The sequence below is a fragment of the Pedococcus sp. 5OH_020 genome (assembly GCF_027812955.1).
Lineage (GTDB): Bacteria > Actinomycetota > Actinomycetes > Actinomycetales > Dermatophilaceae > Pedococcus.
The window spans coordinates 50,371-73,711 of the sequence record NZ_JAPYZV010000012.1 but is presented as its reverse complement, the minus strand read 5'-3'; the positions used below and the strand labels follow the sequence as shown (position 1 = coordinate 73,711).

The following is a 23,341-nucleotide window of genomic DNA, read 5'->3' as shown; positions in this document are numbered from 1 at the left end:
CGGACACTATGAGCAACGACACCGCGCCCCTGCTGCGCAACTACGCCAAGGAGAAGCTGGCCGCGGGGCAACCGGTCTACTCGATGACCGTGCGACTGGTGCGGTCCATCGACATAGCCTCCATCGCATACACCGCAGGCTTCGACTCCGTGTACATCGACCTCGAGCACAGCGGCTTCCCCCTGGACGCGCTCAGCCAGATCTGCATGGCGTGCAACCACCTAGGAGTAACACCCCTGGTTCGGGTGCCCGGACTCGACGCGGCCCTCATCGGCCGGGTCATGGACATCGGCGCCATGGGGGTGATCCTGCCCGGCGTGGAGTCCGCCGACGAGGCCAGAGCTGCCGTAGACGCGGCGAAACACGCCCCGCTCGGTAAACGCTCCCTAGCGGGAGCAGCCACCCAGCTTCACTATCGACCGCTGCCTCCTGCGCAAACGGTCCGCGAGCTGGACGACGCCTCCATGGTGGTCGCCATGATCGAGTCCCAAACGGGCCTCGCCGCAGCCGACGAGATCGCCGCCGTACCCGGTGTGGACATGCTCCTCGTCGGCGCAAACGACCTCAGCGTCGAACTGGGCGTGGCCGGACAGATGGACGACCCCGGCATCGACAAGGCCTACCTGCACGTCCTGGACGTCTGCCGCACCCACGGGAAAGCGGTCGGCATCGGCGGGCTCGGCGGGCGACCCGACCTCATCCGCAAGTACCTGCAGCTCGGCGCACAGTACGTCTCCACCGGCAACGACATCTCGTTCCTGTTGGCCGCCGCCACCGAGAAACGGCGGCAGTTCGACTCGTGACGCTCAACGACGAAACGCGTCCGCCCACAATCTGCGTCTACGGGGCGGGAGCCGTCGGGGGCCACCTCGCCGGACGACTCGCTGCACAAGGCAGCGAGGTGTCCCTCATCGTCCGGGGCGCACAGCTTCACGCAATCCGCGAGCACGGACTCAGGGTCGAAACCCGCGACGGGGTCCTGGTCTCGCACCCCTTCGCCACGGATCACGCCAGCGACATCCCACCCCAGGACATCGTCTTCGTCACGGTCAAAGCCCCAGCGCTACCAGGCATCGCCGAAAGCCTTGCGCCACTGCTCCACCAGGACAGCCTCGTCGTGTTCGTCGGCAACGGTATCCCCTGGTGGTACTTCCACGGCCACGGCGGCCCGCTCGAAGGAACTCGCCTCCCCCGGCTGGATCCGGGAGATGGACTGTGGAACAGCATCGGTCCGCAGCGTGCCGTCGGCGCCGTCGCTTACACCGCCTGCACAGTGCTGGCCCCGGGCGTCGTTCGGGCTGAGAACCCCACCAACCGCCTCCTGCTCGGGCGCCCGGACGGCCTGCCAGACAAGCGACTCGACAACCTCGCATCACTGCTCAGCCCCAGCGGTCTCGACGTTACTGTCGCCTCCGACATCCGCAGCGCCATCTGGGCGAAGCTGTCCATGAATCTCATCGGGGGGGCACTGGGAGTCCTGAGCGGTTCGCCAATGAAGGAGACGCTCCAGCACGCGTCCATCGCCGCCGCCGCCGCCGTCATGGGCCGCGAGGGTGAAGCGATTGCACGCGCACTCGGCTGCGACCCAGGCGACCCAGGGCAGGGTCTGGCCAGACTCGCACGGTCGGTGCACCTCCAGAGCATTGTCCAAGACCTGCATGCGGCTCGACCGATGGAGATTGACGCGCTGTTCCGCGTCCCCCTTGACCTCGCCGCCATGGTCGGTGTCCCCACGCCCACCTTGGGCCTCATGACCGAGCTGGCCACGCAACGAGCCCGCGCCGCCGGGCTCTACAAGGACACCGCCGCCTAGCACTCGGCTTGGGCGGGCTCGCAATGGCACGAGGTCCGGCCAAGTGATTCACGGCATCGTCTCAGCCCCCAAAAGGGCCCCAAAGACCGCGGCGGCGGACACGACCACCTCCTCGGAAGCATCCACGGCGCAAAGGGCACCACCCGAGCCGGCCCTGCGGTTCTGGGGCGATGGCAACAGCAGCGGGTCCAGATCACCGAAAAATGCGTCCGCTGGACTATTGACGGAGTCCCATAGTATGGGAATACTTTACTCAGCGGACGACAAGGGGGTCGGTCACCTTGCATTACAAAACACCGGCCCCGGCCAGTCCTCCGCGCAACGTCGAACCCGACGGAAGCTGGAGGACCTGAACCATGACTGCCGACCCCATCGCGGCCGATCGCGCTACGAACTCGCGCGGCGATCAGCGCCTGACCGACCTGAAATACCGCTGGCCGGCCCGCTATCGGGCATCCTGGGCCGCACTGCTCCTGGTCATCCTGGGCGCCGCTGTCGTTGCCCCCCACGCCCTCAGTGGTGACTCGATCACCCTGGTGACGGCACTGGCCGGCGTTCTCGCCCTCGCGTCCTTCGGTCAGGTGCTCATCGTGACGACCGGCGCGATCGACCTGTCGATCTCTGCCATCGTCTCCGTCGCGGCGGGCATCGTCGTGCACTATGCAGACTCCGGCACGAACGTGTGGCTCTTGGCGCTCCTGGCACTCGTCGTGTGCGCCGTGCTGAGCCTCATCAACGGCGTGCTCATCGTCATTCTGCGGCTCAACGCCTTGATCGTGACCCTGGCAACCGTCGGTGCCATCACCGGCCTCATCCAGCTCTGGACCGGGGTGGCCCTGTCGGCCAGCGCCCGGACGCCGCAGCCGCTCGTGGACATCGCTCAGGCCCAGGTCGGGAGCATCAACGCCGTGTTCATCCTGGCCGTCATCACCGGAGCCGTTCTGGCCTACGTCCTGAACAAGACCCGCGCGGGAAAGTCCATCGCTCTGGCCGGCTCCAACCCGCGGGCCGCGGAAATGCTGGGCATCCGGGTCAAGCTCGTTCACCTGAGCGCCTTCACGCTCGCGGGGGTCCTGTACGGCATAGCCGGCGTGATGCTCGCCGGCTACATCAGTTCCCCCGATGTGTTGTCAGGCGCCAGCTACCAGCTGCTCGCCATCACGGTGGCCGGCGTCGCGGGAGTGCTCTTCACCGGAGGCCCGGCCAGCGTCGCAAGCGTCATCGGCTCGTGCGTCTTCCTGGTCCTGCTGGACCAGGTGCTCTCCATCAAGGGAATGGACGCGGGCCAACGAGTCGTCATCCAAGGACTCGTCCTCGCAGTCGCCGTCGCTGCCATCACCGTGAGCCAGTACGGGGCAGCCCGCTTCAACAAGCTGCGGCCACGCCGACCCACCCCCTGAGCGGTCGCATGGCCGCCGCAAGAACGAACTCAGACAAAACACCGGGCTTGATGCGCCAGCGCACCACGCCCTAGCCCTCGAAAGGTAACCCCATGTCAACCAACTCCGCACGTCGCTTGGGACGGCACTCCGGGCGATTCGCCGTCGCGTGCGCCGCCATGCTCCTGCTCGGCGCATGCGCCAGCACCACCGGAGGCGGTTCCTCCGGCTCCGCCTCCGGAGGAACCGCTGGAGGGAACTTCAAGGTGCCAGAGGCGTCGGCCGAAGCGCGCCAGACCGCCCTCGAACACGGCTTCCTCGACAAGGACCTGAAGTACGACAGCCTCAACCCGGTCCTTCAATCGGCCATGAACAAGGTGGCGACCCCGTTGACCGACAAGCAGTGGGCCAAGGTGCAGGAGTGCCTCAAGGCGACGTCCTGCGACACGGGTAACGGCGGCAAGCTCACGGTTGGGCTCGCGTGGGACGGAATCAACCCGTGGCGCCAGACCTCGCGAGCTGAGACGACCGCGCAGGCCGTCCAGTCCCCCGAGGTTGGCAAGATCGTGTACAACCTCGGCGAGGACGTCCCGAAGCTGCTCGCCAACATCAACAGCATGATCGCTCAGCGGGTTGACATCATCATCATCAACACCGTCTACGGCGCGGCCGTCCTTCCCGCCGTGCAGGCCGCCAAGAACGCGAACGTGGCCATCATCCAGGTGGGCTCGCCACTGCCCGACCAGGTCGTCAAGCAGCTCGCCGGCCAGGCAAGCGAGGACCTGTGCACACCCCAGGAACTCACCGCTGAGAAGCTGATCAAGGACTTCCCGACCGGGGGCACCTACGGCCTGTACACCGGCGTCCCGGGCAATGGCAGCGCCGCGGTCTGGCAGCCCTGCCTGACCAAGAAGCTCGACGCCGCCGGCTGGAAGAAGGCCATCCAGGGCTTCACCCAGTGGACCGAACAGGGCATGGCTCAGCAGGGCAACGCCCTGTACGCCTCAGGGAAGAACCCCAACTTCATCGCCTACGACTACACCCTGCAGGACTTCATCTCCCCGTACGTCAAGGCCGGCAAGAAGCCTCCAGTTGTCGGGTCCGACGCCGAGAACTACTCCCTGCTCGCAGCCGTCAAGGATGCCAAGAAGAAGGGCATCGACGTGAGGGCGTACATCTCCACCGGCCGGTCATGGTTCCCCCGCGTGGGCGTCGACTACGGCATCGCGCTCAAGACCGGCAAGAAGGTCGAGCCCTTCAAGATGCCGACCGGTGCCGCTTCCCTCGAAGACCTGCTTGCCAACTACGACCCGGCCATGCCGGCGAACGCGCCCATCCCGACCTACTTCACGCCCACCCAGGAGCAGTGGATCCTCTCCGCTCAGGGCTGACCCCACTCATCCGATCGGCGGTTCCCCAGCCGGGTCAGGCAGGCGACTCGGCTCGGGAGACCCCGGACAGCACCTAGGAAGCAGCAGCATGGACACCACGGCCGTTCTCGAGGACACCGCACCGACCCAACAGCGTTCAAGCACCACCGCGCTCGAGGTCATCGGAGTAACCAAGTCCTTCCCAGGCGTGCGCGCGCTAGACAGCGTAAACTTCGACTGCATGGAGGGCGAAGTACACGCCCTCGTCGGAGAAAACGGCTCGGGGAAGTCAACCATGATCAAAGCCGCCTCCGGCGTGTACGACATCGACGAAGGTCGGATCGTCATCGGAGGTGAAGAGCTTGGCCGTGGTGGCGTGCAACGCTCCCGACGCCTAGGCCTGATCACCGCCTACCAGGACACGTCCCTGGTGAACGAGCTGACCGTCGCGGACAACATCGCTCTGTCCTTCAACGCAATCGGCGAAGCCAAACCACCAGATCTGATCCGTTACCTCGGCCGTTTCGACCTCCCGTTCCGCCAGACGGACCTCGTAGCCGCGTTGGGTCCAGGCGCTCGCCAGCTGCTCGAGGTGGCTCGTGCCATGGCTCACCGGCCAAAGGTGCTGATGCTTGACGAGCCCACGGCCGCACTTGACATGAAGCTGGCGGAGAAGCTGGAGGAGATCATCCGACAGGCCCGCGACGACGGCACCGCCATCGTCTACGTGAGCCACCGGCTGGCGGAGGTGCGCCGGCTCGCCGACCGCCTGACGGTGATCCGCGACGGGCAGATCCAAGGGACCTACGCGCACTCCGACTGGGCCGTGGAAGAGATCGTCGAACTGATGGTGGGCGCCCCCACCTCGCTGGAGTTTCCCGACAGGACCCTGCCGACCGAGCCCGCTACCCGTCTGGAACTGAAGGGACTGGAGGGGCAGGGATTCGGCCCAGTTTCCCTCACCGTGGGCTCAGGTGAGATCGTCGGTATCGCCGGTGCCGAGGGAAACGGTCAGCGCCAGCTCCTTCGCGGAATCATCGGGATGGACCTGTCCGGGGGCTCCGTCGCGGTTGAAGGAAAAACCCTGTCCAGAGTCTCCCCCTCCAGCGCGTTGAAGTCCGGAATCAGCTTCCAGAGCGGCGACCGCGTCAAGGAGTCCATCTTCCCCGGCGCATCGGTCCTGGACAACGCCACGAGCCAGCTCGGCGAAGAATCAGGGCCATACGGAACCTCCCTGACCAAACGGCTGCTGCCCGCCTACCGAGGGGCAAGCAAACGGCTGAACATCGTCGCAGCCTCCCCGTACATGCCTGTCGAGGGCCTGTCCGGCGGTAACCAGCAGAAGGTCGTCCTGGCCCGGCCGTGGCTTCGGACGCCCGAAGTGCTCATCGTCGACGAGCCCACCCAAGGCGTCGACGCACGAGCTCGCCTGGACATCTACGCGACCCTGACAAGTGCGGCGCAGGCCGGGGTCGGAGTCCTGGTCAACTCCTCGGACTCCTCCGAGTTGGCCGGTCTGTGCGACCGCGTGTACGTCATGTCACGCGGGGTCGTCGTCGAAGAGATCGTCAAGCCCGAGTCGGAAGGCCAGATCGTCCGCAGCTTCGTGGCCGCGACCGACGTGTCCGAAACGCAGGTCTCCCTCCGCGAGAATGCCGGCCTGCGATGGTTCGACCGATTGGCCGTGCACACGCCCATCATCGTCCTGCTCATCCTCATCGCAGCGCTGGCTCTCTACACAGGAAGCCGGACCCCCGTCTTCTGGAGCACGTTCAACCTCAGCAGCTGGCTGATCCTCACGCTGCCACTGGCCTTCGTTGCCCTGGCGCAGCAGTACAACCTCATCTCAGGACTCTTTGACATATCCATCGGGTCCGTCATGAGCCTGACGGTCGTCATCCTGTCCTTCACCCTTCCGGACATGTCGCCCAGCTCCCTCCTGAAGTCCTTCGTCGCGTTGGCGGCAGCGGTCGTGGCCGTCGGGGCCTTCAACTCCGTACTGATTGAAACCCTGAAGGTCACGCCCATCGTCGCCACCGTGGCCTCCCTGGGCGTCGTCCAGGGTGTCGCGATCTGGCTGCGGCCGGAGTACGGCGGAATCATCGCGCCTCAACTGAACACCATGTTCGCCCAGGGCATCGCGTTCATTCCGACCACGTTCATCCTGGTCACCGTGCTGGCTGTGGTCCTCGAGTGGTGGCTGTACAAGAGCCGGCGCGGCCTCGCCCTGCGAGCCACGGGGCTCCGTTCGGACTCGGCCCTGCGAGTTGGGTGGCGTGTCAACCGGATCCGGACCGGCGCCTTGTTCGTCTCGGTCCTGGGTGCCGTGGTGGGCGGGGTCGTCCTCGCGAGCCAGGCGGGTGCGGGCTCAAACGGTGTGGGTTCCACCTACGCGCTGCCCACGTTCGCCGCAGTGTTCCTCGGCGGTGCCGTGATGACGGGCGGACGCGGGTCGTTCGTCGGGGCGCTGCTCGGGGCGCTGTTCCTGTCCCTCATCAACAACGCCGTGCCGCTGCTGGGCATCCAGCCCGCATGGGCGCAGATCCTGAACGGGGTCGTGCTCCTCGTGGCCATCGCCGCGTACGCCGGGCTGGACAAGGCCCGTCTGCGAGCCCTGCGGAGGCCATGATCACCCTCAGATCAGGTGCGCGAGGTGGTGGTGCTGGCGACCACCACGCGGCCGCGCCGGACAGTGGCACGACCGTCCGGGACGCACGTTCCAGTGACGACTCGCCCCTCGCGTTCGGCTCAACTGGCACCACGCTGGGCGCGACCAACCATTCAGAAGGAGTACAAGGATGACCGATTCAGGTGAGAACGGGTTCTACAAGGGAAAGGTCGCCTTCGTCACGGGTGCGGGCGGCGGCATAGGTCGAGCCACCGCCGTTGCATTCGCCCAGGCTGGCGCAGACGTCGCGGTGGCCGACCTCTCCGAGGAGGCCCTGAAAGAGACCGCCGCACTGGTCGAGGCCGCCGGAGCCCGGGTTGTTGCACTGACTTTGGACGTGCGCGACTCCGACCAGGTCAAGTCGGCCCTGGACACCGTCGTGGCTGAGCTCGGTGGCCTCGACGTCGCGTTCAACAACGCTGGCGTTGAGCAGCCCGGCGCTGCCCTTCACCAGTTGGACGAGGACACATGGGACCGCATCCTGGCGGTGAACCTGCGCGGAGTGTTCCTGTCCATGAAGCACGAGATTCCCCTGCTGCTCGCCCGTGGAGGCGGTGCCATCGTGAACACGTCCTCTGGGGCGGGCCTAAGAGGCTTCGGTAACGGCGGCGCTTACGCGGCCTCGAAGTTCGGGGTCATCGGAGTGACCAAGGACGCCGCGCTGGACTACGCAGATCAGGGCATCCGCATCAACGCCGTCTGCCCGGGAATCATCGACACTGCCATGATCGAGCGGTTCTCCGGCGGCACCGAAGAGGGATACGCACGTATGGTGGCGCAGGAGCCGATTGGTCGCCTGGGCCGACCCGAGGAGATTGCCGCCACGGTTTTGTGGCTGTGCTCGGACGCAGCCTCGTTCGTCACCGGGCACGCCATGGTGGCCGACGGCGGCCAGACCGTCTAGTCGGAACTCCCCCAAGCTCGCGGGGGCGGTGCGATACCGCTCGCCCCGTCCCCGCTGCCATTCACGCATGGCATGACTCAGACCAACCGACACAGGCACGTCTGAGGTGTGGCCCCGGGGCTGTGCGCTGACTTGTCGGATCGGCCCTTAACCAGAACGCGCTTGGCGCCCCTCGTGCGGGCGACCTCGGTCGAGGAAGGGAAGCCCGCCGACGGAGGCGCCGCGGATGACGTGGGTGTCGTTGAGGACCTTCGAGGGCGCTTCTTCGACCTCCCGACAATCCGCCTGTAGCGCGGCCCCATGCGCTCAACCCAGAGCAGGCGACCATTCGGGAGACCCGGGCAGGCTGGCGACGCACGGGTCCTAAGAGTACGGCGATGACCTCCGACCGCCAGCGATTGGAGGACCAAGGCGTGGCTCGATCTCAGTGTCGTGGCCGAGCTGGTGCGATGACGTTGGCTTGTGCCAGGACTGCTCGGCGAACGCGGTGCTGGCGTCGGGTAAGGCGTGTTCGTGCATTGAGACCATTGACTTGATCCCATACTGCGGGATATCGTTCACAGCACAGTATGGAAGCGAAGCCCCGCTGGTCGGGCCGCCCGGCCGTGCGTCCCAGCCGTAATCGGCATGGCTGGTCACGCTCTCGCTGCCGCATCCACCCGAGGAAGAGGTTCTCGTGACCAAGAAGATCGCCATCCTGCACACGAGTTTCGTGTTCGTTTCGGTTGAGCCCGCCATCAACAACCTCATTGAGGAGCTCATTCCGGATGCGGAGGTCATTCACTTCGTCGATTCCGATGTCCTGGCCACCGTGGTGCGCGAGCAGGGAATCTCCGTCAAGAGTGCGGAGCGGATGACGCACCTGGCGCAGGCTGCGGAGGCCGCGGGTGCCGACATCATCTTCTCCGCGTGTTCCTCTCTTGGTCCTGCCCTGGACGTGGCGGCCCGTCACGTGACCACCCCGGTCGTGAAGATCGACGAAGCGATGGCGATTCGTGCCGCCGCCGAGGGAACCCGCATCGGGGTTCTGGCAACGGTGGCGACGACGCTGGGGCCGACGTCAGATCTGATTCAGTCGAAGGCGGACGAGACCGGTCGTGCCGTCACCATCGAGAAGCGGCTGTGCGAAGGTGCGTTCGACGTGCTGATGGCCGGTGACCGTGCCGGGCATGACGCGCTGGTTGTCGGGCAGGCCGCGGACCTGGCGAAGTCGGTGGACCTGATTGTGCTGGCGCAGGCGTCGATGTCGCGGCTCGCGGACGTGCTGGCAAAGGAGACCGGGCTGACCGTCCTGACGAGCCCGCGCCTGGGGGTGGAGTTCCTCGCCGAGCGGTTCGCGGAGTTGCCCGTCCGAGCCTGACGGCCTGCGTCGTCAGGCGCACGCCGCACCGAGACATTCGACAAGGAAGCGCTTCATGAAGACCATCGTCCTGGACGACGACCCCACCGGTACGCAGTCAGCGACTGGGGTGTCGGTCCTTTTCGAGACGGACGTCGACATGCTCGCGGACGCGCTACGGGCGGCCGACTCGGTGTATGTGCAGACGAACAGCCGCGCGCTGTCCCAGGACGCGGCTGTGGCGTTGGTCGCCAAGATCAGGGCCGACGGTGAGGGGGCGGCCCAGGAACTGGGGGAGCAGGTCCGTTTCGTGCTTCGCGGTGACTCCACGTTGCGCGGGCATGTGTTCGCCGAGTCCTCGGTGTTCATGGACGACGACGCAGTCCTGCTGTTCGTCCCGGCGTTCCCGGCGGGGGGGCGCACCACTCGCGGCGGGGTGCACTTCGTCCGTGTCGGTGATGAGGAGTTGCCCGCTGACCAGAGCGAGTATGCCCAGGACCCGGTGTTCGGCTTCGCCACGGGCGTCCTGGTTGACTACGTCGCGCAGAAGTCGGGTCGTTCCGCGGTGTCTGTCGCGCTTGACGAGGTCCGCGCCGGAGGCGTGCTCCAGGTGCTGGTGGATGCGCCGGCGGGCAGCGTCGTGTTGCCCGATGTGGTGAATGAGGATGATGTTCGTGCTGTGGCCGACGCGGTCAATGCGGTGGCTGGTCATGGTCGCCGTGTTGTGGTGCGATGCGCTGCCCCGTTGGCTGCTGAACTCGCTGGCGTTACCAGCCGTGGACTGCTGCCGGTACCACTCGTTGAGCGGCCCGTGCGCGCCTTGCTGGTGTGTGGTTCGCACACGCTGGGGGCGAGTGCGCAGCTGGCACCGATTGCGGAAGCGTGGGGCTCCCCAGTCCTCGTCGACACCGCAACAGCGCTGCTGGATGCTGCCGCGGAAGGTGCCGTCGCGGCCGACTCGGCTCGCGCAGCGTTTGCCCAGGCACCGGTCGTTCTTCTGGCGACGGAGCGTGTGCGGTCTGCAGAGCACAACACTCTCGACCACGGCGAACGGGTCATGACGGCGCTGACGACTGCGGTTGCCGACCTGCTTCCGCAAGTCGATGTGGTCGTGGCCAAGGGAGGTATCACCTCGGCCGAGGTGGCCCGGACCGGTATCGGTGCCACGTCCGCGTTGGTCCTGGGGCAGGTTCTGCCCGGGGTGTCCGTGTGGCAACTGGAGGACCGGACGGGCCGTCAGGTTCTGTACGTCGTCGTGCCCGGGAACGTTGGTGGCCCTGACACGCTCACGCGCGTTCTCGACGCGTTGGGCGTCCGTGTGGCTGTTCGATGAGGTCCTTGCTGCACGATGTCGCTCGACAGTTGCTGGCCCAGGGCGCTGCCGTTCCTGCCATCACCTGCTACGGGGCGTCGACTGCCGTGTCCGTGGTCGAGGCCGCTGAGGCCGCCGGGTTTCCCGTGGTTCTGCTCGTCCCGCCCGCTGTCGCTGGCTCGACGGAGGGAGTGCGGACGATTCGCGCTTTGTGTGCGATTGCCGACGCTGCGGAGGTCGACGTGGTGGTGCAGCTTGACCACACCACCGACCTGCGGCTGATCGACGTGGCCGTGAAGGCGGGTGTTGACGCGGTCTTGGCTGATGGTTCGTCGAAGCCGTTGCGTGATAACTCCGCATTCGTTCATGCTGCGCGTGACCTTTGCGGACCTGATGTCACCGTCGAGGCTGAGCTGGGCAGCATCGCCGGGAACGAGGACCGCTCCGTCGAGGCCGACCCCAGCGTCCTTGGCATGACCGACCCGGATGACGTTGGCGATTTCGTTGCGCTGTCGGGGTGCGACCTGTTGGCGGTTGCCGTCGGCAACGTGCACGGTCGGTACCGGGGTGAACCGCTCATCGACCGGGACAGGTTGGAGCGGATCAGGGCGGCGTCGTCGGTGCCTTTGGTTCTGCACGGCGCGTCCGGGCTTCCGCGGGAGGACTTGGCGCGTGCCGGCTCGGCCGGCATTGGCAAGGTCAACATCAACACTGAGCTGCGGGGTGTGGTTCTCGACGCGCTTGCGGCTGGGCTCGCGCCGGCGCGTGCGGCCGGGGATGACGTTTGGGCGCTGACCGGTGCCCAGGCTCAGGCCACACGCGACTTCACCACGTCGGTCGGGCAGCTGCTGTCAGGGACCTCTGCGCTGCGGACCGTCTCGGGTGAGCCGTCACGAGGATCGTCCCAGCGTTGACGCACACCGCTCGTCGTCAAACCGAATGGCCCCGGGAGAGGCTGCGTCAGATCTTTTGGTCTGGGACGGTCGACCCACCCGGCAGTACCGAGTCCAACAGTTGAAAGGACCATGACCATGGCTGGAGAACACCTTGAGGCTCGGGCCCGCCGTGTCGTGGTGGGGGTGGACGAGCAGGGGCGGTCGACGATTGTGTCTGACGGGCTGAGCGAGACGCGGCTGGCGACCGAGGCTTTCACTCGCAACATCATCTGGGGTGCCGACACGGTGCCTACGCCGGTGATGGCGGAGAATGCGGTGACGGATGCGGCGACGATTCCGCCACCGCCGGCGGGCTACTACTGCGACATCAGCACGTTTCCGCCGGACAGTGAATGGGACTACGAGGGCGGGTACGGCCAAGCGCTCGAGCAGGCAGGTGTTGACGACACGGCGGCGCCGGCGTCGCCATCGCCCGCGAAGAATGCGCGGTCCCTTCCGGGGATGCACCAGACCGACACGGTGGACATCGTGACGGTGCTCTCGGGCGAAGTGTGGTGCCTCGTGGAAACGGGGGAGACGCTCGCGAAGGCGGGCGACACAGTCGTCCACAGGGGTACCTGGCACGCGTGGCGCAACCGTTCCGATGCGCCGTGCACGGTGTTGGCCGTTCACATCAGCGTGGTCCGCTGACTTGTTCGCGCGCAGGACAGGGGAGAAATGATGGTGCTCAGTGCTACGCAGTCGGTGGCGGTTCCCGCCGCCGCAGGTCAATGGTCCCGGCCGCCACTGCAGACCCTGTCCCCAGCCGAGCCAGTTACGGGCAGTAGAGGGAGCGCATGCCATTGCGGGGACGCCATGGTCTCCTGTGTCGGGTGCGGGGAGATTCGCTGTCTGACGTGCGACCCGTACCTGTCGGACGACTGCTAGCGGCATCCCATGGCCGTCGACGCGCAGGTGGCCGGCCCCTCAGGCGCGGTAGGCGAGCCGGTCCTCGTCATCGGTGCCGGCCCAGTAGCGCGCAAGGTGTGCGCCACTCTTGCCGGCACGCTGAAGACACCGGTCGTTCACTTGGACGGTCCCGGCGACGCGGAGCTGGCCGATACCGTCGGTGGTGTCCGCTCTGCGGCGGTCCTGCTGCACGACGACGTTGCCGCGCTGCGGTACGCGCTGGCGTTGGCGCACCTTCGCCCCGACCTGCCGTTGACCGTGTCAGTGTTCGACCGAACCATGGCGGAGCAGCTGCGGGTGATGCTGCCGCAGGCGGTGGTCATCTCCCCGGCGTCGCTGTCGGTGCCGAGCCTCATCGGGGCGTGCATGGGTGGGGACCTGATGGCTCGGTCCGTCGACGGTGACGAGTGCGTGGACTTGGTCCGGAACCCGGGCACGGGGCAGCCGGTGGAGATACGCCGACCGTTGCCAGGTCGACGGTGGAGACGGGTTCCTGCGGGTTTGCAGCTGAACCCTCGACATCACGACCCGGGCACCCGTCTTCTGCTGGTGGGTCTGCTGGGCCTGGTCTTCATCCTGCTGGCCGACTGGGCATGGCTGCTGGTGGCCGGCCACGGCCCGTTGGAATCGTTCGTCGACGCGGCGCGGGTCGTGGCGACGGTGGGTCCAGGACCTGTCGACGTGGGAGGTGTGTACGGGACGTTCTCGGCGGTGGCGATGCTGGCGACGGTGGTGCTGACGGCCCTGTTCACCGCGGGCCTGGTCGACAGGCTTCTGGAGCCGCGATTCGTGCACCTGCTGGGCCCGCGGTCCCTTCCTCGCAAGAACCATGTGGTGGTGGTAGGCATCGGTCAGGTGGGACTGCGGTTGTGCGTCGCGTTGAAGGCTCAGGGTGTTCCGGTCGTCGGGGTGGAGCGTCAACCGCACGCGTCGCATGTGGCTGTGGCGCGCAGGCTGGGGGTGCCGGTGGTCATCGGTGACGGCAGTGTTCGCCTTCTGCTGGAACGAGTCCGCCTTGACGGCAGCATTGCCCTTGCGGCGGTAGGTTCGGACGACTTGGATAACGTGGCGGTGGCAGTCGCGGCATCGGCGGTGTCACCGTCGTCTCGAATCGTGTTGCGCGCTGGTGAGCAGGAGGCCGTGGCTGAGACGCGGTCGCTGCTGCGCCTGGGGGTCGTGCGGGACGTGACCAAGATTGCGGCCACGTTTGTGATGAGCAGCGTCCTGGGTCACCATCCTCGAATGGTCGTCGCGGACGATGACGCCGTTCATGTGCTCTTGGACGACGGTCGCCTCGAGTCGTTCGAGGTCACTCACCAGGACGAGTGTCACCACATGGGTGACCACGTCGCTCGGTTCGGTGCCGCCCATGGCTGACCAAACAATGAACGGGTGGCTCACGCTCGTGCCCGGTGACCGCCTCACCGCCGGGTCGCTTGCCACGTTGCGCACTGTGCTCTTGTGAAGGCGGGCCGTCGTTGGTCGTTGGCCGTCCTGGCGTTCGTCGCCGTCGCCGGCCTGCTGAGTTGGGCGGGTGCGCCGACACCGGCCTTGTTCGCGGCGCTGGTGGGCGGCGGGGTGTTGGGAGTGACTTCGCCGACCGCGCCGCAGCTGCCGGCTGTGTTGCGTCAGCTGGGCATGGCCATCGTGGGTGTGGCCGCAGGCGCCACCATCAACGCTGACGTGCTCAAAGCGGTGGCGAGGGAACCTGTTGCCGTTCCGGCGGGGGTCCTGTTGACGCTTGGCGCCACCATGCTGATTGGCCAGCTCCTGAACCTGCACCCGGGGGTGTCGGGAACGACCGCGGCGTTTGCCTCAATTGCCGGCGGAGCCAGCGGCGTCAGCTTGATGGCCAAGGAGTTCGGCGCAGATGCCCAGGTGGTGCTGTCAGCGCAGTACCTGAGGGTCATCGTCGTCCTCGTCAGCGTCCCCCTCGTGGCCCCGCTCCTCGGCGGCGCGCGGCCAGCTGCCAGCGGCGCTTCGACGGGTGTCAACTCCTCGGTGGGGGCGGACCTTGCCTACACCGGCATCTGCCTGCTGGTCGGCATGGTCCTGGCTCGTCTCGCCCGATTCGGCGGCGCCGGAATCCTCGTTCCCCTTGTGGTCTCGAGCGCGGTGTCCGTGTGGGGCGTCTTCGGGTTGGCTCACGTCCCGGGTTGGCTGCTGACGGTGGGCTACACGCTGGTTGGTCTCTACGTCGGGGTCGGGTTCACCAGGGACCAGCTGCGCACGCTCGCGGGCATCTTCCCGCTGGCGCTGGTCAGCGCCCTGCTGGGTATGGCCGCGTGCGCCGGCATCGGGGTTGCTTTCGCGCACATGGTTGGGGTGTCGCCGTTGGACGGGTACCTGGCCACGACCCCTGGGGGTCTGCCGGCGGTGACCGCTGTCGCGGTGGACTCGGGAGACGAGGTCGGACTCATTCTCACCATGCAGTGCCTGCGCATCCTGCTGGCTTTGCTGTGCGCCCCATTGCTGGGAGCGTGGCTGCGCCGTCGGCCGCGCGGCAACGCTTAAGCTACCCACCTACGCGTGAGGGCTACCGGCACCGTGCATCTGGCTCGCTCACGCGCCGAGCCCTGAGCGGTTCAGCTGGGTGGTTGCAGGCCGCGTTCGGGGCCGAGTCCATCGTTCGGTCCGGCAGCCACACCACGAACGTGCTGCCCTGGTTGGAGTCGCTGACCCGGATGATGCGTCCTTCGGGCGCTTCGACGACCTGGCGGGCGATGGGTGGACCACAGCGAGGGTCGTTGCAGTCCACGCAGTAGAGACCAGTCCACACGCGGAGCAGATTTCGGCGAGGGGCCACATTCCTCAGTCCCATGTCGGGGCGCTCGGAATCGTTCTCTGACGGCACTCCCGCTCGCGCTTTGTCCGCTCTGTCTGCTGTAGAGACCTCTCGCACCAGCCCCGCGATGGTGGCCGGGTCACGCAACAAAGGGCTTCAGGCGCGGACCGGCATCCGCGTGTCCACGGCAAAGGCTGCCTGGGCCCCTATGACACGCATGGGTCCCAGGCGGCCGGACCGGAACGTCGGTCGTGAGCAGGGGGCCCGGGCCACGTGAGTTGGGGAGAGGGCGGCGGCACCCGTGGGGTCAGCAAGCCGGTTCCAGCTGCGCGGCGGGTCGAGACGCCGGCTGGTTCGGCCGGGCAGTCGTGGCCCCCTTCGGGCGGCTGGTCAGGGCTGCCCAGCTTCCGTCCGGGTGTGCCCGGCGGCGTGCGATGACGGCCAGGGCGACGAGCGGCACCAAGGTGGTGAGCGCGATGAGGGCGCCGACCATGGACGGGCCGGCCAGGCCGAGGCCCGTTCCTAGGGCCAGGCCGGCGACCCAGGAGCCGGCGGCGATGCCGACGTTGAATGCGGACGTGCTCAGGGCTGCGGCGAGGGTGGGGGCGTTGCCGGCGAACTGGACAGCCATGGCGGACAGGACTGGGTTGACGGCGAATCCGGCCAGACCCATGAGTGCGACGAGGGCGATGGCTGCAACGGGCTGGGCTGCGAGGGTGGTGAACAGGGCGAGGATGACGGCGGTGGCGATGGCTCCGGTGATTGTGGTCGTCATCGGGTGCCGGTCGCCGATGCGGCCGCCGAACGTGGTTCCGGCAAGGGCGCCGGCGCCGAACCCGACGAGGACGAGCGGGACGAGGTTGCTTGGGATGCCGGTGCGGTCGGTGAGGATGGGGGTGATGTAGCTGTACGTGGCCAGGACGCCGCCCATGATGGCGGCGGACGCGGTCAGTGCGAGCCACAGCCGACCGTTGCGCAGGGCCGTGAGCTCGCTTCGGATGCTTGGTGTGGTTGCGTCGGTGTTGTGGGGGATGAACCGGCCGATGACGGTGGCGCCGACGGTGGCGAGGATGGCCAGGGCCCAGAACGGGCCGCGCCATCCAGTTAGCTGTCCGGCGAACGAGCCGATGGGGACTCCGATGACGTTGGCGAGGGTGAGACCGCCGATGACGGCGCCGAGGGCTCGGGAGCTGTTGGCGGCACCGGCGGCGCGGGTGGCGACGACTGCTGCGACTGACCAGAACGCGCCGGTGGCCAATGCCGTGACGACGCGGGCGCCGAGTGCAACCGCGAACGTGGTGGACAGGGCGACGACGACGTGCCCGGCGGCGAACACCAACAGTGCGAGGGTCAGCGTGAGACGTTGCGGCATCCGCAGGGTGGCTACGGCCATGAGGGGTGAGCCGACAATCATGCCGACGGCGAATGCGGTTATGAGCAGGCCGGTGTGCGGGATGGAGAAGCCGAGGTCGGCGGCCATCTCGGGCAGGAGCCCGGCAATCATGAACTCGGTCGTTCCCATGAGGAATGTGCCGGCGGCGAGGACGAACACGACGAGGGGAAGTCTGGTGGTCGGGGGACGAGGTTGCGAAGACATGGTGTGCTTTCTGAGCTAGGCAGGATGGGTGTGCGGCCCGGTCGCAGCCGGTGTGAGCCACCTCGTCGTAGCTGCCGCACTGGTGACAACCACGTGCCCGGCCAGGGCATTGCCTGTTTGAGGGGTTGAACTTGTGGGGGTACCGGTTGTGCCTGCCAGCGCATGATGCAGGCACCTACCGTGGTGGAAATGGGTTCGCCACGTCTGACTTACCCAGTCGCCTCGCAGATTCGGGCTGAGTGCCGGGCGTCGGCGGCCCGCCACGACATGAGAAAGACGGACCATGACGACTCGCACCAGCAGGGAAAATGCGCCGCAGGGTCGCAAACTCAGTGGCTGCCACCCTGTCTGCGGCGTGGATGAGAGGCGAGGAGCGCTCTTGGGTCCCTGGAGCCGGCGCCTTCGTTCGGCAGCGTTGACACTTGCGGCCTCGGGTGTGGTCATCGTCTCCACCGCTTCTGCGGCGCCGGCCGACGCGAACGTCCCACGACCGTCGCCGGATGCGGGAACAGTCGTCTACGGCGTCATCTCAGATGGCCCCGCCTGCCCCGACCGGCGAGCCGTCGTGCCCGTGGTGAGAGGCCGCGTCGCAGGGCTGATAGCCACGAGCGTGCGCGCCTGTTCGGCTGGTTCTCCGTCGTGGCGCGTGCCGATATGACCGGCGTGCCGACATGACCAAGGTGCTCATCACCGGGTCAGTGGACGGGCTGGGCCGAGCTGCAGCGCAAACCCTGCTGGAGCAGGGGCATGAAGTCGTCGTTCATGGTCGCAACGAGCAGCGGTTGGACGCGGTGCGTGACCTCCTGGACGCTGGCGCTCACGCCATTGTTGGGGACCTTGCCGACCTGGCTCAGACTCGTAGCGTTGCCGATCAGGTCGCGTCGTCGGGAATGGTGGACGCGGTCATCCACAACGCTGGGGTGTACCGCGGGCCAGGCATCATGCCGGTCAATGTGGTTGCTCCGTACGCGCTGACCGCCTTGATGCCGCAGGTTGAGCGGCTGGTGTACCTCAGCAGCGGCATGCATCGGGGTGCGACGGCCGACGTTACCGGCGTCGACTGGACGGGTGGACGGGCTGGCTCGTATTCCGACAGCAAACTGTTCGTGGCAACGCTCGCGGCAGCGGTGGCGCGCCTGTGGCCGGGCGTGTTCAGTAACAGTGTCGACCCAGGGTGGGTGCCAACACGCATGGGTGGGCCGGGAGCTCCGGACGACCTGCGGCTCGGGCATCGCACCCAAGAGTGGCTCGTCACGAGCGATGACCGGCAGGCCCCGACCAGTGGCGGGTACTGGTACCACCAGCAGCGTCGTGACCCAGACCCCGCCGTGACGGACTCACAGTTCCAAGACCGTCTGCTCTGTTCACTTGAACGCCACACCGGCCTAACCTTGCCCGAACGCGCATGAGCCTCCCGTGGACACCACGGTGTGCGTGGATGTCCTGTGCCGCCCCAAGTCCTACCACCCTCGAGGCTGACAGCATCCACCGGAAGAGGGCGCGATGACCCAAGTCACCATCAGGTTCAGCGGCCAGACGCTGACCGCCACCCTGTTCGACAACTCCACGGCGCAGGCCTTGGTCGACCATCTCCCGCTGACGTTGACGTTCCGTGACTTCAACGGTGTGGAAAAGATTGCCGACCTCCAGTGGCCGCTGACGACGCAGGGTGTCCCCGCAGGCGCAGACCCCGAGGTCAACGACGTCGGGTACTACGCGCCTTCCGGCGACCTTGTCTTTTACTACGGCGACGTCGACTACTGGAACGGAATCGTTCGCTTGGGTTCTTTCGACGGGGACATTGCCGCCATCCGCTCTCAGCCTGACGTCTTTAAGGTGCTGATTGAACGCGCTACTGACGCCGATGAGAAGAACGAGTGAGCATGTCCACGGAAAACGATCGGCCAAGCACCATTGAAGAATTTCAAGCTACGACTTCACCGGCCATGAGGCGTTCGTCACCGGTGCCAGTTCCTGCATGGGTCTGGCCACCCCGCGCGCATTCGCGGCAAGCAACGCCGCGGCGGCTCTGGCCGATGTCACCCAGGAGAAGCTAGACGAGGCGACCAAGGACCTGACCGCACGGGGCCATGATGTTCTGGGCGTCCGATGCGACGTCAGCAACCAGGACTGCACAGTCGCGGTGGGTCGCTGAGACCGTACCGTTGGAGCGCCTCAGGCCGGTGGTGTTCAAGTCAGCCGGCAAGGTGAACCCGCATGATGCGGTCATCGCGGCCGCGCGGTGTGCCGCGACCGTCAGTGTTGTTCGTAATGAACCACAGGTCACCGTTGGGTGCGATGGCTGCGTCACGGATGCGGCCGAACTGCTCGTGGAAGAACAGCCGCGAGGCCGACGGATCCGCAACGGGGACGGCGCGCAGCGCCTGACCGCGCACGTGGGCCACGTACAGGGTGCCGGACGCGTAGACCATGCCGCTGGGGCTGGCATCCTGCCGTAGGCCGGGTCGCCGTCGCGGATGGCGCCGGGAACGAGGCGAAGAACGACCCGACGACGAAGTCACCGGGCTTGACGGCGGTGACCTGGTCACCGACCTGCTCGACGTAACCGGCGTACTCGTGACCCATCGGGGAGGGGACGTTGACGTCCTCGAGGCCGCGGTAGGGCCACAGGTCTGACCCGCAAACGCAGCTGGCGGCGAGGCGGATGATGGCGTCGGTGGGTTCGACGAGGGTGGGGTCGTCTCGCTCTTCGAAGCGGACGTCGCCAGGCCCGTGCAGGACTGTGCCTCGCATGTTGATGTCTCCCTTGTTGGCTGAAAGGTCAGCGTTTGGTTGATGCTGGACCGGTTCACGTCGCCAGCGGTGACGCAAGACAGGACTCGTGCGGGCCGGTGAGGTTGGCTGTCATCCGTCCGCGCGCACCATGTAACTCCTGTTGGGGCGTCGAGGGCAGGTTCAGGTTGTAGGGGGACAAACGCGACCCCCCATGGATGTGCGTTCGGTCGTACCGTGAAGGGGTGGAGATTCGTGCAGACATTCGTGACTTCCTCACCAACCGCCGGGCGCGCATCACCCCGGAGCAGGCTGGGCTGCCTGCTGGTGGTGGCGTGCGGCGTGTGAAGGGGCTGCGCCGTGAGGAGGTTGCCGTCCTCGCTGGTGTGAGCACCGAGTGGTACATCCGGCTGGAGAAGGGGCACATAGCCGGTGTGTCAGAAGACGTCCTCGATGCGGTGGCGCGCGCGTTGCAGCTTGATGATGCGGAGCGCAGTTACTTGTTCGACCTGGCGCAGGCGGCGAAACCTTCCATGAAGGGTGTGCAGAGACGCCGTCGCGGCACTGAGCTCCCCGAGAGCGTGCAGTGGATGCTGGACTCCATGACGACGGCGCCGGCCATGGTCCGCAACGGTCGCATGGACATCCTCGCGACGAACACACTGGGTCGGGCCCTGTACTCGCCTATGTACGCCAGTCGCCGGGACCCGATCAACATTGCAAGGTTCCAGTTCCTCGACCCGGCAGCACGGAGCATGTACCCCGACTGGGAAGGGGCTGCCAACACGACGGTCGCGCTGCTGCGTACCGAGGCTGGACGGGATCCGCATGACAAGGACCTGCGTGAGCTCGTTGGTGAGTTGTCCACGGTCAGCAACGAGTTTCGCACCCGGTGGGCTGCCCACAACGTCCGGTTGCATTCCAACGGCGTCAAGACGTTCCGTCATCCTGACATCGGCTCGCTCGAGCTGACGTACCACTCGATGGACCTACCCACGCGTGACCGGGGGAGCCTAGACCTGACTGTGTACACGGCTAGACCGGGCTCGGCAGCTGAGGACGGGTTGAAGCTGTTGGCGTCATGGGCGGCAACCCACGAGTTGCCCGAGGACGTCACTGAGGCTGGCTCGCTGAGACAGTCTCGCTGAGACCTCACGAGGACAACCGGCTACTTACTTCGGCGATGAAGCCGACGGCTGGTTCGCGCGGCGGCTGGAGGGGTGAGTCAGGAGATGCGTGAAACTGGTGGGAACTTGAGCGCACATTGGCGGCCGTAGGGAACGGCTTCGGCCCAGGGGCCCCTACTTGAGACAGGACGAGCATTGTTCGCGAGACCCAGAGATTCAGTAAGTCATCTGGCTGGGAAGCATGGCCCTGACTTCGAGCACTTGAAGTTCTTAGCGTGGTTGACATGAGCGCTCTGACTGCCCGCCACGAGTACACGATCAAGGAGGCTGCAGCCCTGACTGGGCTGCCAGCCAGCACGCTGCGCTACTACGAGTCCATCGGAGTGATCGCCCCCGTCGGCCGGGGGGCGAGCAGTGGTCACCGCGTCTATGACGAGGAGGACCTGGACCAGATCATGTGGGTGGCTTGCCTCGCGGCGACCGGCATGTCCGTGAGGGACATGCCCAAGTACGTCGCGAACGGGCAACTCGGCCCGTGTGCGGCCGGCGAGCAGATCGAGCTGCTCACCGCGCAGCAGCAACGACTGGAGGTCGAGGCAAAGCAGCTCGTCCTCCGCCAGCGGTACGTCGCCTTGAAGATTGACTACTGGCACGCTGTGGCCGCCGGCGACGACGGCCACGTCGAACTGCTCTTAGGTGAGGCCCGCACCCTCGCTGACGAGGTCAAGCCAGCCAGCAAGCGGTAGTGCCAACGTTTGCCGCGCTGCCTTGCGGCGGCATACCTCGGGCACCGGTAACCAGGTTCGGGCAGCGCTCCGGCGCGCCCTGGACCGTGACACGAAGGAAGTGCATCGCACATGAAGTTCACCCAGAGCGGCGGTGAGACTGCCGTAGGACCTGCGGACTGGTTCACCGGCACGGTCTACATCGACGGCATACGCGATCCCGACGAGCAGTCGGCTGTCGGTTGCGCCCACGTCCGTTTCACCCCGGGCGCCAGGACGGCCTGGCACAGCCACCCCAAGGGCCAGACCCTGTACGTCACCGACGGGATCGGGTACGTCGCCCGCAGAGGCGGCGACCCGCAGGAGATCCGCCCGGGCGATGTGGTCTACATCGAGCCCGACGAAGAGCACTGGCACGGCGCCACGTCCGACCGGTTCATGGCCCACGTCGCCATCCAGGAGGCCGACGACCGAGGACAAGTCGTGACCTGGCTGGACCACGTCACAGACGCCGAGTACGGCGTCTGAGCTCCCTACTTTCCCGATCCACCCAATCAGAAGAGAAGGAAGATTTTCGTATGCGCGTCAACGCTTACGCGGCACCCGCCGCCGGCCAGCCCCTGGCCCCCACCGTCATCGAGCGCCGTGAGGTTGGATCGAACGACGTCCTCATCCAGATCGAGTACGCCGGCATCTGCCACTCGGACATCCACACCGTCAATGGTGACTGGGGCCCGCAGCCCTTCCCGGTCGTGCCTGGTCACGAGATCGTCGGAGTCGTCACCGAGGTCGGTGCGGACGTCTCCCGCCACCGCGTCGGCGACCGCGTCGGCGTCGGCTGCATGGTCAACTCCTGCGGGGAGTGTGCCAACTGCCGGGCCTGCGACGAGCAGTACTGCCTGAAGGGAATGGTCGGCACCTACGCGGCCACCGACCGCGACGGAACCACCACCCATGGCGGCTACTCCACCCACGTCGTCGTCGACTCCGACTACGTCCTGTCCGTGCCCGACGGCATCGACCCCGTTGCAGCTGCTCCCCTCCTGTGCGCCGGCATTACCACCTATGCGCCGCTGCGTCACTGGAATGCGGGGCCCGGGAAGAAGGTCGCCATCGTGGGCCTGGGCGGACTCGGTCACATGGGTGTCAAGATCGCCCACGCTCTCGGCGCCGAGGTCACCGTCCTGTCCCAGTCGTTGAAGAAGCAGGAGGACGGCCTGCGCCTCGGTGCCGACGACTACTACGCCACCTCTGACCCCTCGACGTTCGAGCAGCTGGCCGGGCGGTTCGACCTCATCGTCAACACGGTCAGCGCCGGCATCGACCTCGACGCCTACCTTGGGCTGCTGGCAGTGGACGGCACCTTGGTCAACGTCGGCGCCCCGGCCGAGCCGCTCAGCCTGAACGTGTTCTCCCTTATCGGGGGGCGTCGGTCCTTTGCCGGCTCCATGATCGGTGGCATCGCCCTCACCCAGGAGATGCTCGACTTCTGCGCCCAGCACGGCATCGGTGCCGAGGTCGAGGTCATCGCTGCCGACCAGATCAACCAGGCATACGAACGAGTCCTGGCCTCCGACGTGCGATACCGCTTCGTCATCGACACCACCACCCTGTGAGCCGGTGAAGTGATGGAGTTTCAGACTTCCTAGACCAAGTCAACCGCGGCGCGCTCACACTAAAGCTGCGGCAGCCAAGCCGTCGCCTGATCGCGCACCCGACCCACTGGTATCTTCCCCCGGCGGCGG

General features: G+C 66.7%; 21 protein-coding genes and 1 pseudogene. 19 read left to right on the top strand and 3 right to left on the bottom strand.

Translation table 11 applies throughout. The features are described 5' to 3' along the window. Positions 1 to 8: 8 nt before the first annotated feature. The 12 genes from PHA84_RS18785 (at position 9) to PHA84_RS18730 (ending at position 15,143) form a co-directional block, all read left to right on the top strand. A complete protein-coding gene (locus tag PHA84_RS18785; RefSeq protein WP_270889674.1) occupies positions 9 to 803 on the top strand; it encodes an HpcH/HpaI aldolase family protein in 795 nt (264 codons plus the stop codon). Continuing rightward, positions 800 to 1,813 carry a ketopantoate reductase family protein gene (locus PHA84_RS18780; RefSeq protein ID WP_270889673.1) on the top strand — a complete coding sequence of 338 codons (1,014 nt, stop codon included), beginning with the start codon at positions 800 to 802 and terminating at the stop codon, positions 1,811 to 1,813. Before PHA84_RS18785 ends, PHA84_RS18780 begins: the two co-directional genes overlap by 4 nt. Before the next feature lie 356 nt (positions 1,814 to 2,169). After that, a complete protein-coding gene (locus PHA84_RS18775; RefSeq protein WP_270889672.1) occupies positions 2,170 to 3,213 on the top strand; it encodes an ABC transporter permease in 1,044 nt (347 codons plus the stop codon). A gap of 92 nt (positions 3,214 to 3,305) precedes the next feature. Beyond that, positions 3,306 to 4,583 (top strand): substrate-binding domain-containing protein, encoded by a 1,278-nt coding sequence (locus PHA84_RS18770; protein ID WP_270889671.1) that lies wholly within the window; start codon positions 3,306 to 3,308, stop codon positions 4,581 to 4,583. Positions 4,584 to 4,671: 88 nt separating this feature from the next. After that, a complete protein-coding gene (locus PHA84_RS18765; protein WP_270889670.1) occupies positions 4,672 to 7,191 on the top strand; it encodes an ATP-binding cassette domain-containing protein in 2,520 nt (839 codons plus the stop codon). A 169-nt stretch (positions 7,192 to 7,360) separates the two neighbouring features. Continuing rightward, the gene (locus PHA84_RS18760) at positions 7,361 to 8,134 is read left to right on the top strand and encodes an SDR family NAD(P)-dependent oxidoreductase (protein ID WP_270889669.1); all 774 of its coding nucleotides are present in this window, start codon (positions 7,361 to 7,363) and stop codon (positions 8,132 to 8,134) included. Between the two features lie 676 nt (positions 8,135 to 8,810). After that, the gene (locus PHA84_RS18755; protein WP_270889668.1) at positions 8,811 to 9,494 is read left to right on the top strand and encodes an aspartate/glutamate racemase family protein; all 684 of its coding nucleotides are present in this window, start codon (positions 8,811 to 8,813) and stop codon (positions 9,492 to 9,494) included. 55 nt (positions 9,495 to 9,549) lie between these two features. Next, entirely contained in the window at positions 9,550 to 10,806 is a 1,257-nt protein-coding gene (locus tag PHA84_RS18750) for a four-carbon acid sugar kinase family protein (RefSeq protein WP_270889667.1), read from the top strand. Next, positions 10,803 to 11,699 (top strand): class II fructose-bisphosphate aldolase, encoded by an 897-nt coding sequence (locus tag PHA84_RS18745; protein WP_270889666.1) that lies wholly within the window; start codon positions 10,803 to 10,805, stop codon positions 11,697 to 11,699. The genes PHA84_RS18750 and PHA84_RS18745 overlap by 4 nt, the downstream gene beginning before the upstream one ends. A 165-nt stretch (positions 11,700 to 11,864) precedes the next feature. Then, complete coding sequence (locus tag PHA84_RS18740; RefSeq protein WP_270889665.1) at positions 11,865 to 12,371, top strand: cupin domain-containing protein; 507 nt, start codon at positions 11,865 to 11,867, stop codon at positions 12,369 to 12,371. A 246-nt stretch (positions 12,372 to 12,617) separates the two neighbouring features. After that, on the top strand, positions 12,618 to 14,006 hold the full coding sequence (locus PHA84_RS18735) for an NAD-binding protein (protein ID WP_270889664.1): 1,389 nt from the start codon (positions 12,618 to 12,620) through the stop codon (positions 14,004 to 14,006). Positions 14,007 to 14,090: 84 nt separating this feature from the next. After that, positions 14,091 to 15,143: an AbrB family transcriptional regulator gene (locus PHA84_RS18730; RefSeq protein WP_270889663.1), complete on the top strand. Its 1,053-nt coding sequence runs from the start codon at positions 14,091 to 14,093 to the stop codon at positions 15,141 to 15,143. A gap of 578 nt (positions 15,144 to 15,721) precedes the next feature. On the opposite strand, the gene PHA84_RS18725 is transcribed toward PHA84_RS18730, so the two are convergent. Further along, positions 15,722 to 17,011: an MFS transporter gene (locus PHA84_RS18725; RefSeq protein WP_270889662.1), complete on the bottom strand. Its 1,290-nt coding sequence runs from the start codon at positions 17,009 to 17,011 to the stop codon at positions 15,722 to 15,724. Positions 17,012 to 17,682: 671 nt separating this feature from the next. Between PHA84_RS18725 and PHA84_RS18720 the strand changes: the two genes are divergently transcribed. The 3 genes from PHA84_RS18720 to PHA84_RS18710 all read left to right on the top strand — a co-directional run bounded on the left by PHA84_RS18720 (position 17,683) and on the right by PHA84_RS18710 (position 19,166). Beyond that, on the top strand, positions 17,683 to 18,420 hold the full coding sequence (locus tag PHA84_RS18720; RefSeq protein ID WP_270889661.1) for an SDR family NAD(P)-dependent oxidoreductase: 738 nt from the start codon (positions 17,683 to 17,685) through the stop codon (positions 18,418 to 18,420). A 94-nt stretch (positions 18,421 to 18,514) separates the two neighbouring features. Next, on the top strand, positions 18,515 to 18,892 hold the full coding sequence (locus tag PHA84_RS18715; protein ID WP_270889660.1) for a cyclophilin-like fold protein: 378 nt from the start codon (positions 18,515 to 18,517) through the stop codon (positions 18,890 to 18,892). Between the two features lie 40 nt (positions 18,893 to 18,932). Then, entirely contained in the window at positions 18,933 to 19,166 is a 234-nt protein-coding gene (locus PHA84_RS18710) for an SDR family NAD(P)-dependent oxidoreductase (RefSeq protein WP_270889700.1), read from the top strand. Positions 19,167 to 19,206: 40 nt separating this feature from the next. On the opposite strand, the gene PHA84_RS18705 is transcribed toward PHA84_RS18710, so the two are convergent. Together PHA84_RS18705 and PHA84_RS18700 are read right to left on the bottom strand one after the other, a co-directional pair. Continuing rightward, on the bottom strand, positions 19,207 to 19,443 hold the full coding sequence (locus PHA84_RS18705; protein WP_270889701.1) for a hypothetical protein: 237 nt from the start codon (positions 19,441 to 19,443) through the stop codon (positions 19,207 to 19,209). Between the two features lie 58 nt (positions 19,444 to 19,501). Continuing rightward, positions 19,502 to 19,765: pseudogene (locus tag PHA84_RS18700) on the bottom strand (alcohol dehydrogenase catalytic domain-containing protein); the annotation flags it as partial. Between the two features lie 224 nt (positions 19,766 to 19,989). On the opposite strand from PHA84_RS18700, the gene PHA84_RS18695 reads away from it, so the two are divergent. The 4 genes from PHA84_RS18695 to PHA84_RS18680 all read left to right on the top strand — a co-directional run bounded on the left by PHA84_RS18695 (position 19,990) and on the right by PHA84_RS18680 (position 23,212). Continuing rightward, positions 19,990 to 20,892 (top strand): helix-turn-helix transcriptional regulator, encoded by a 903-nt coding sequence (locus PHA84_RS18695; RefSeq protein ID WP_270889659.1) that lies wholly within the window; start codon positions 19,990 to 19,992, stop codon positions 20,890 to 20,892. 263 nt (positions 20,893 to 21,155) lie between these two features. After that, positions 21,156 to 21,617, top strand: a complete 462-nt coding sequence (locus tag PHA84_RS18690) for a MerR family transcriptional regulator (RefSeq protein WP_270889658.1) — start codon at positions 21,156 to 21,158, stop codon at positions 21,615 to 21,617. A gap of 111 nt (positions 21,618 to 21,728) precedes the next feature. Next, positions 21,729 to 22,124 (top strand): (R)-mandelonitrile lyase, encoded by a 396-nt coding sequence (locus tag PHA84_RS18685; RefSeq protein WP_270889657.1) that lies wholly within the window; start codon positions 21,729 to 21,731, stop codon positions 22,122 to 22,124. A gap of 50 nt (positions 22,125 to 22,174) precedes the next feature. Then, positions 22,175 to 23,212 (top strand): NAD(P)-dependent alcohol dehydrogenase, encoded by a 1,038-nt coding sequence (locus PHA84_RS18680; RefSeq protein WP_270889656.1) that lies wholly within the window; start codon positions 22,175 to 22,177, stop codon positions 23,210 to 23,212. The last annotated feature ends 129 nt before the right edge of the window (positions 23,213 to 23,341 follow it).

Coding starts and splice junctions, on each gene's coding strand:
- PHA84_RS18765 (WP_270889670.1), top strand. CDS start 4,672: ATGGACACCACGGCCGTTCTCGAGGACACCGCACCGACCCAACAGCGT.
- PHA84_RS18745 (WP_270889666.1), top strand. CDS start 10,803: ATGAGGTCCTTGCTGCACGATGTCGCTCGACAGTTGCTGGCCCAGGGC.
- PHA84_RS18690 (WP_270889658.1), top strand. CDS start 21,156: ATGAGCGCTCTGACTGCCCGCCACGAGTACACGATCAAGGAGGCTGCA.
- PHA84_RS18770 (WP_270889671.1), top strand. CDS start 3,306: ATGTCAACCAACTCCGCACGTCGCTTGGGACGGCACTCCGGGCGATTC.
- PHA84_RS18785 (WP_270889674.1), top strand. CDS start 9: ATGAGCAACGACACCGCGCCCCTGCTGCGCAACTACGCCAAGGAGAAG.
- PHA84_RS18735 (WP_270889664.1), top strand. CDS start 12,618: ATGGCCGTCGACGCGCAGGTGGCCGGCCCCTCAGGCGCGGTAGGCGAG.
- PHA84_RS18750 (WP_270889667.1), top strand. CDS start 9,550: ATGAAGACCATCGTCCTGGACGACGACCCCACCGGTACGCAGTCAGCG.
- PHA84_RS18715 (WP_270889660.1), top strand. CDS start 18,515: ATGACCCAAGTCACCATCAGGTTCAGCGGCCAGACGCTGACCGCCACC.
- PHA84_RS18775 (WP_270889672.1), top strand. CDS start 2,170: ATGACTGCCGACCCCATCGCGGCCGATCGCGCTACGAACTCGCGCGGC.
- PHA84_RS18725 (WP_270889662.1), bottom strand. CDS start 17,011: ATGTCTTCGCAACCTCGTCCCCCGACCACCAGACTTCCCCTCGTCGTG.
- PHA84_RS18760 (WP_270889669.1), top strand. CDS start 7,361: ATGACCGATTCAGGTGAGAACGGGTTCTACAAGGGAAAGGTCGCCTTC.
- PHA84_RS18680 (WP_270889656.1), top strand. CDS start 22,175: ATGCGCGTCAACGCTTACGCGGCACCCGCCGCCGGCCAGCCCCTGGCC.
- PHA84_RS18685 (WP_270889657.1), top strand. CDS start 21,729: ATGAAGTTCACCCAGAGCGGCGGTGAGACTGCCGTAGGACCTGCGGAC.
- PHA84_RS18720 (WP_270889661.1), top strand. CDS start 17,683: ATGACCAAGGTGCTCATCACCGGGTCAGTGGACGGGCTGGGCCGAGCT.
- PHA84_RS18705 (WP_270889701.1), bottom strand. CDS start 19,443: ATGGTCTACGCGTCCGGCACCCTGTACGTGGCCCACGTGCGCGGTCAG.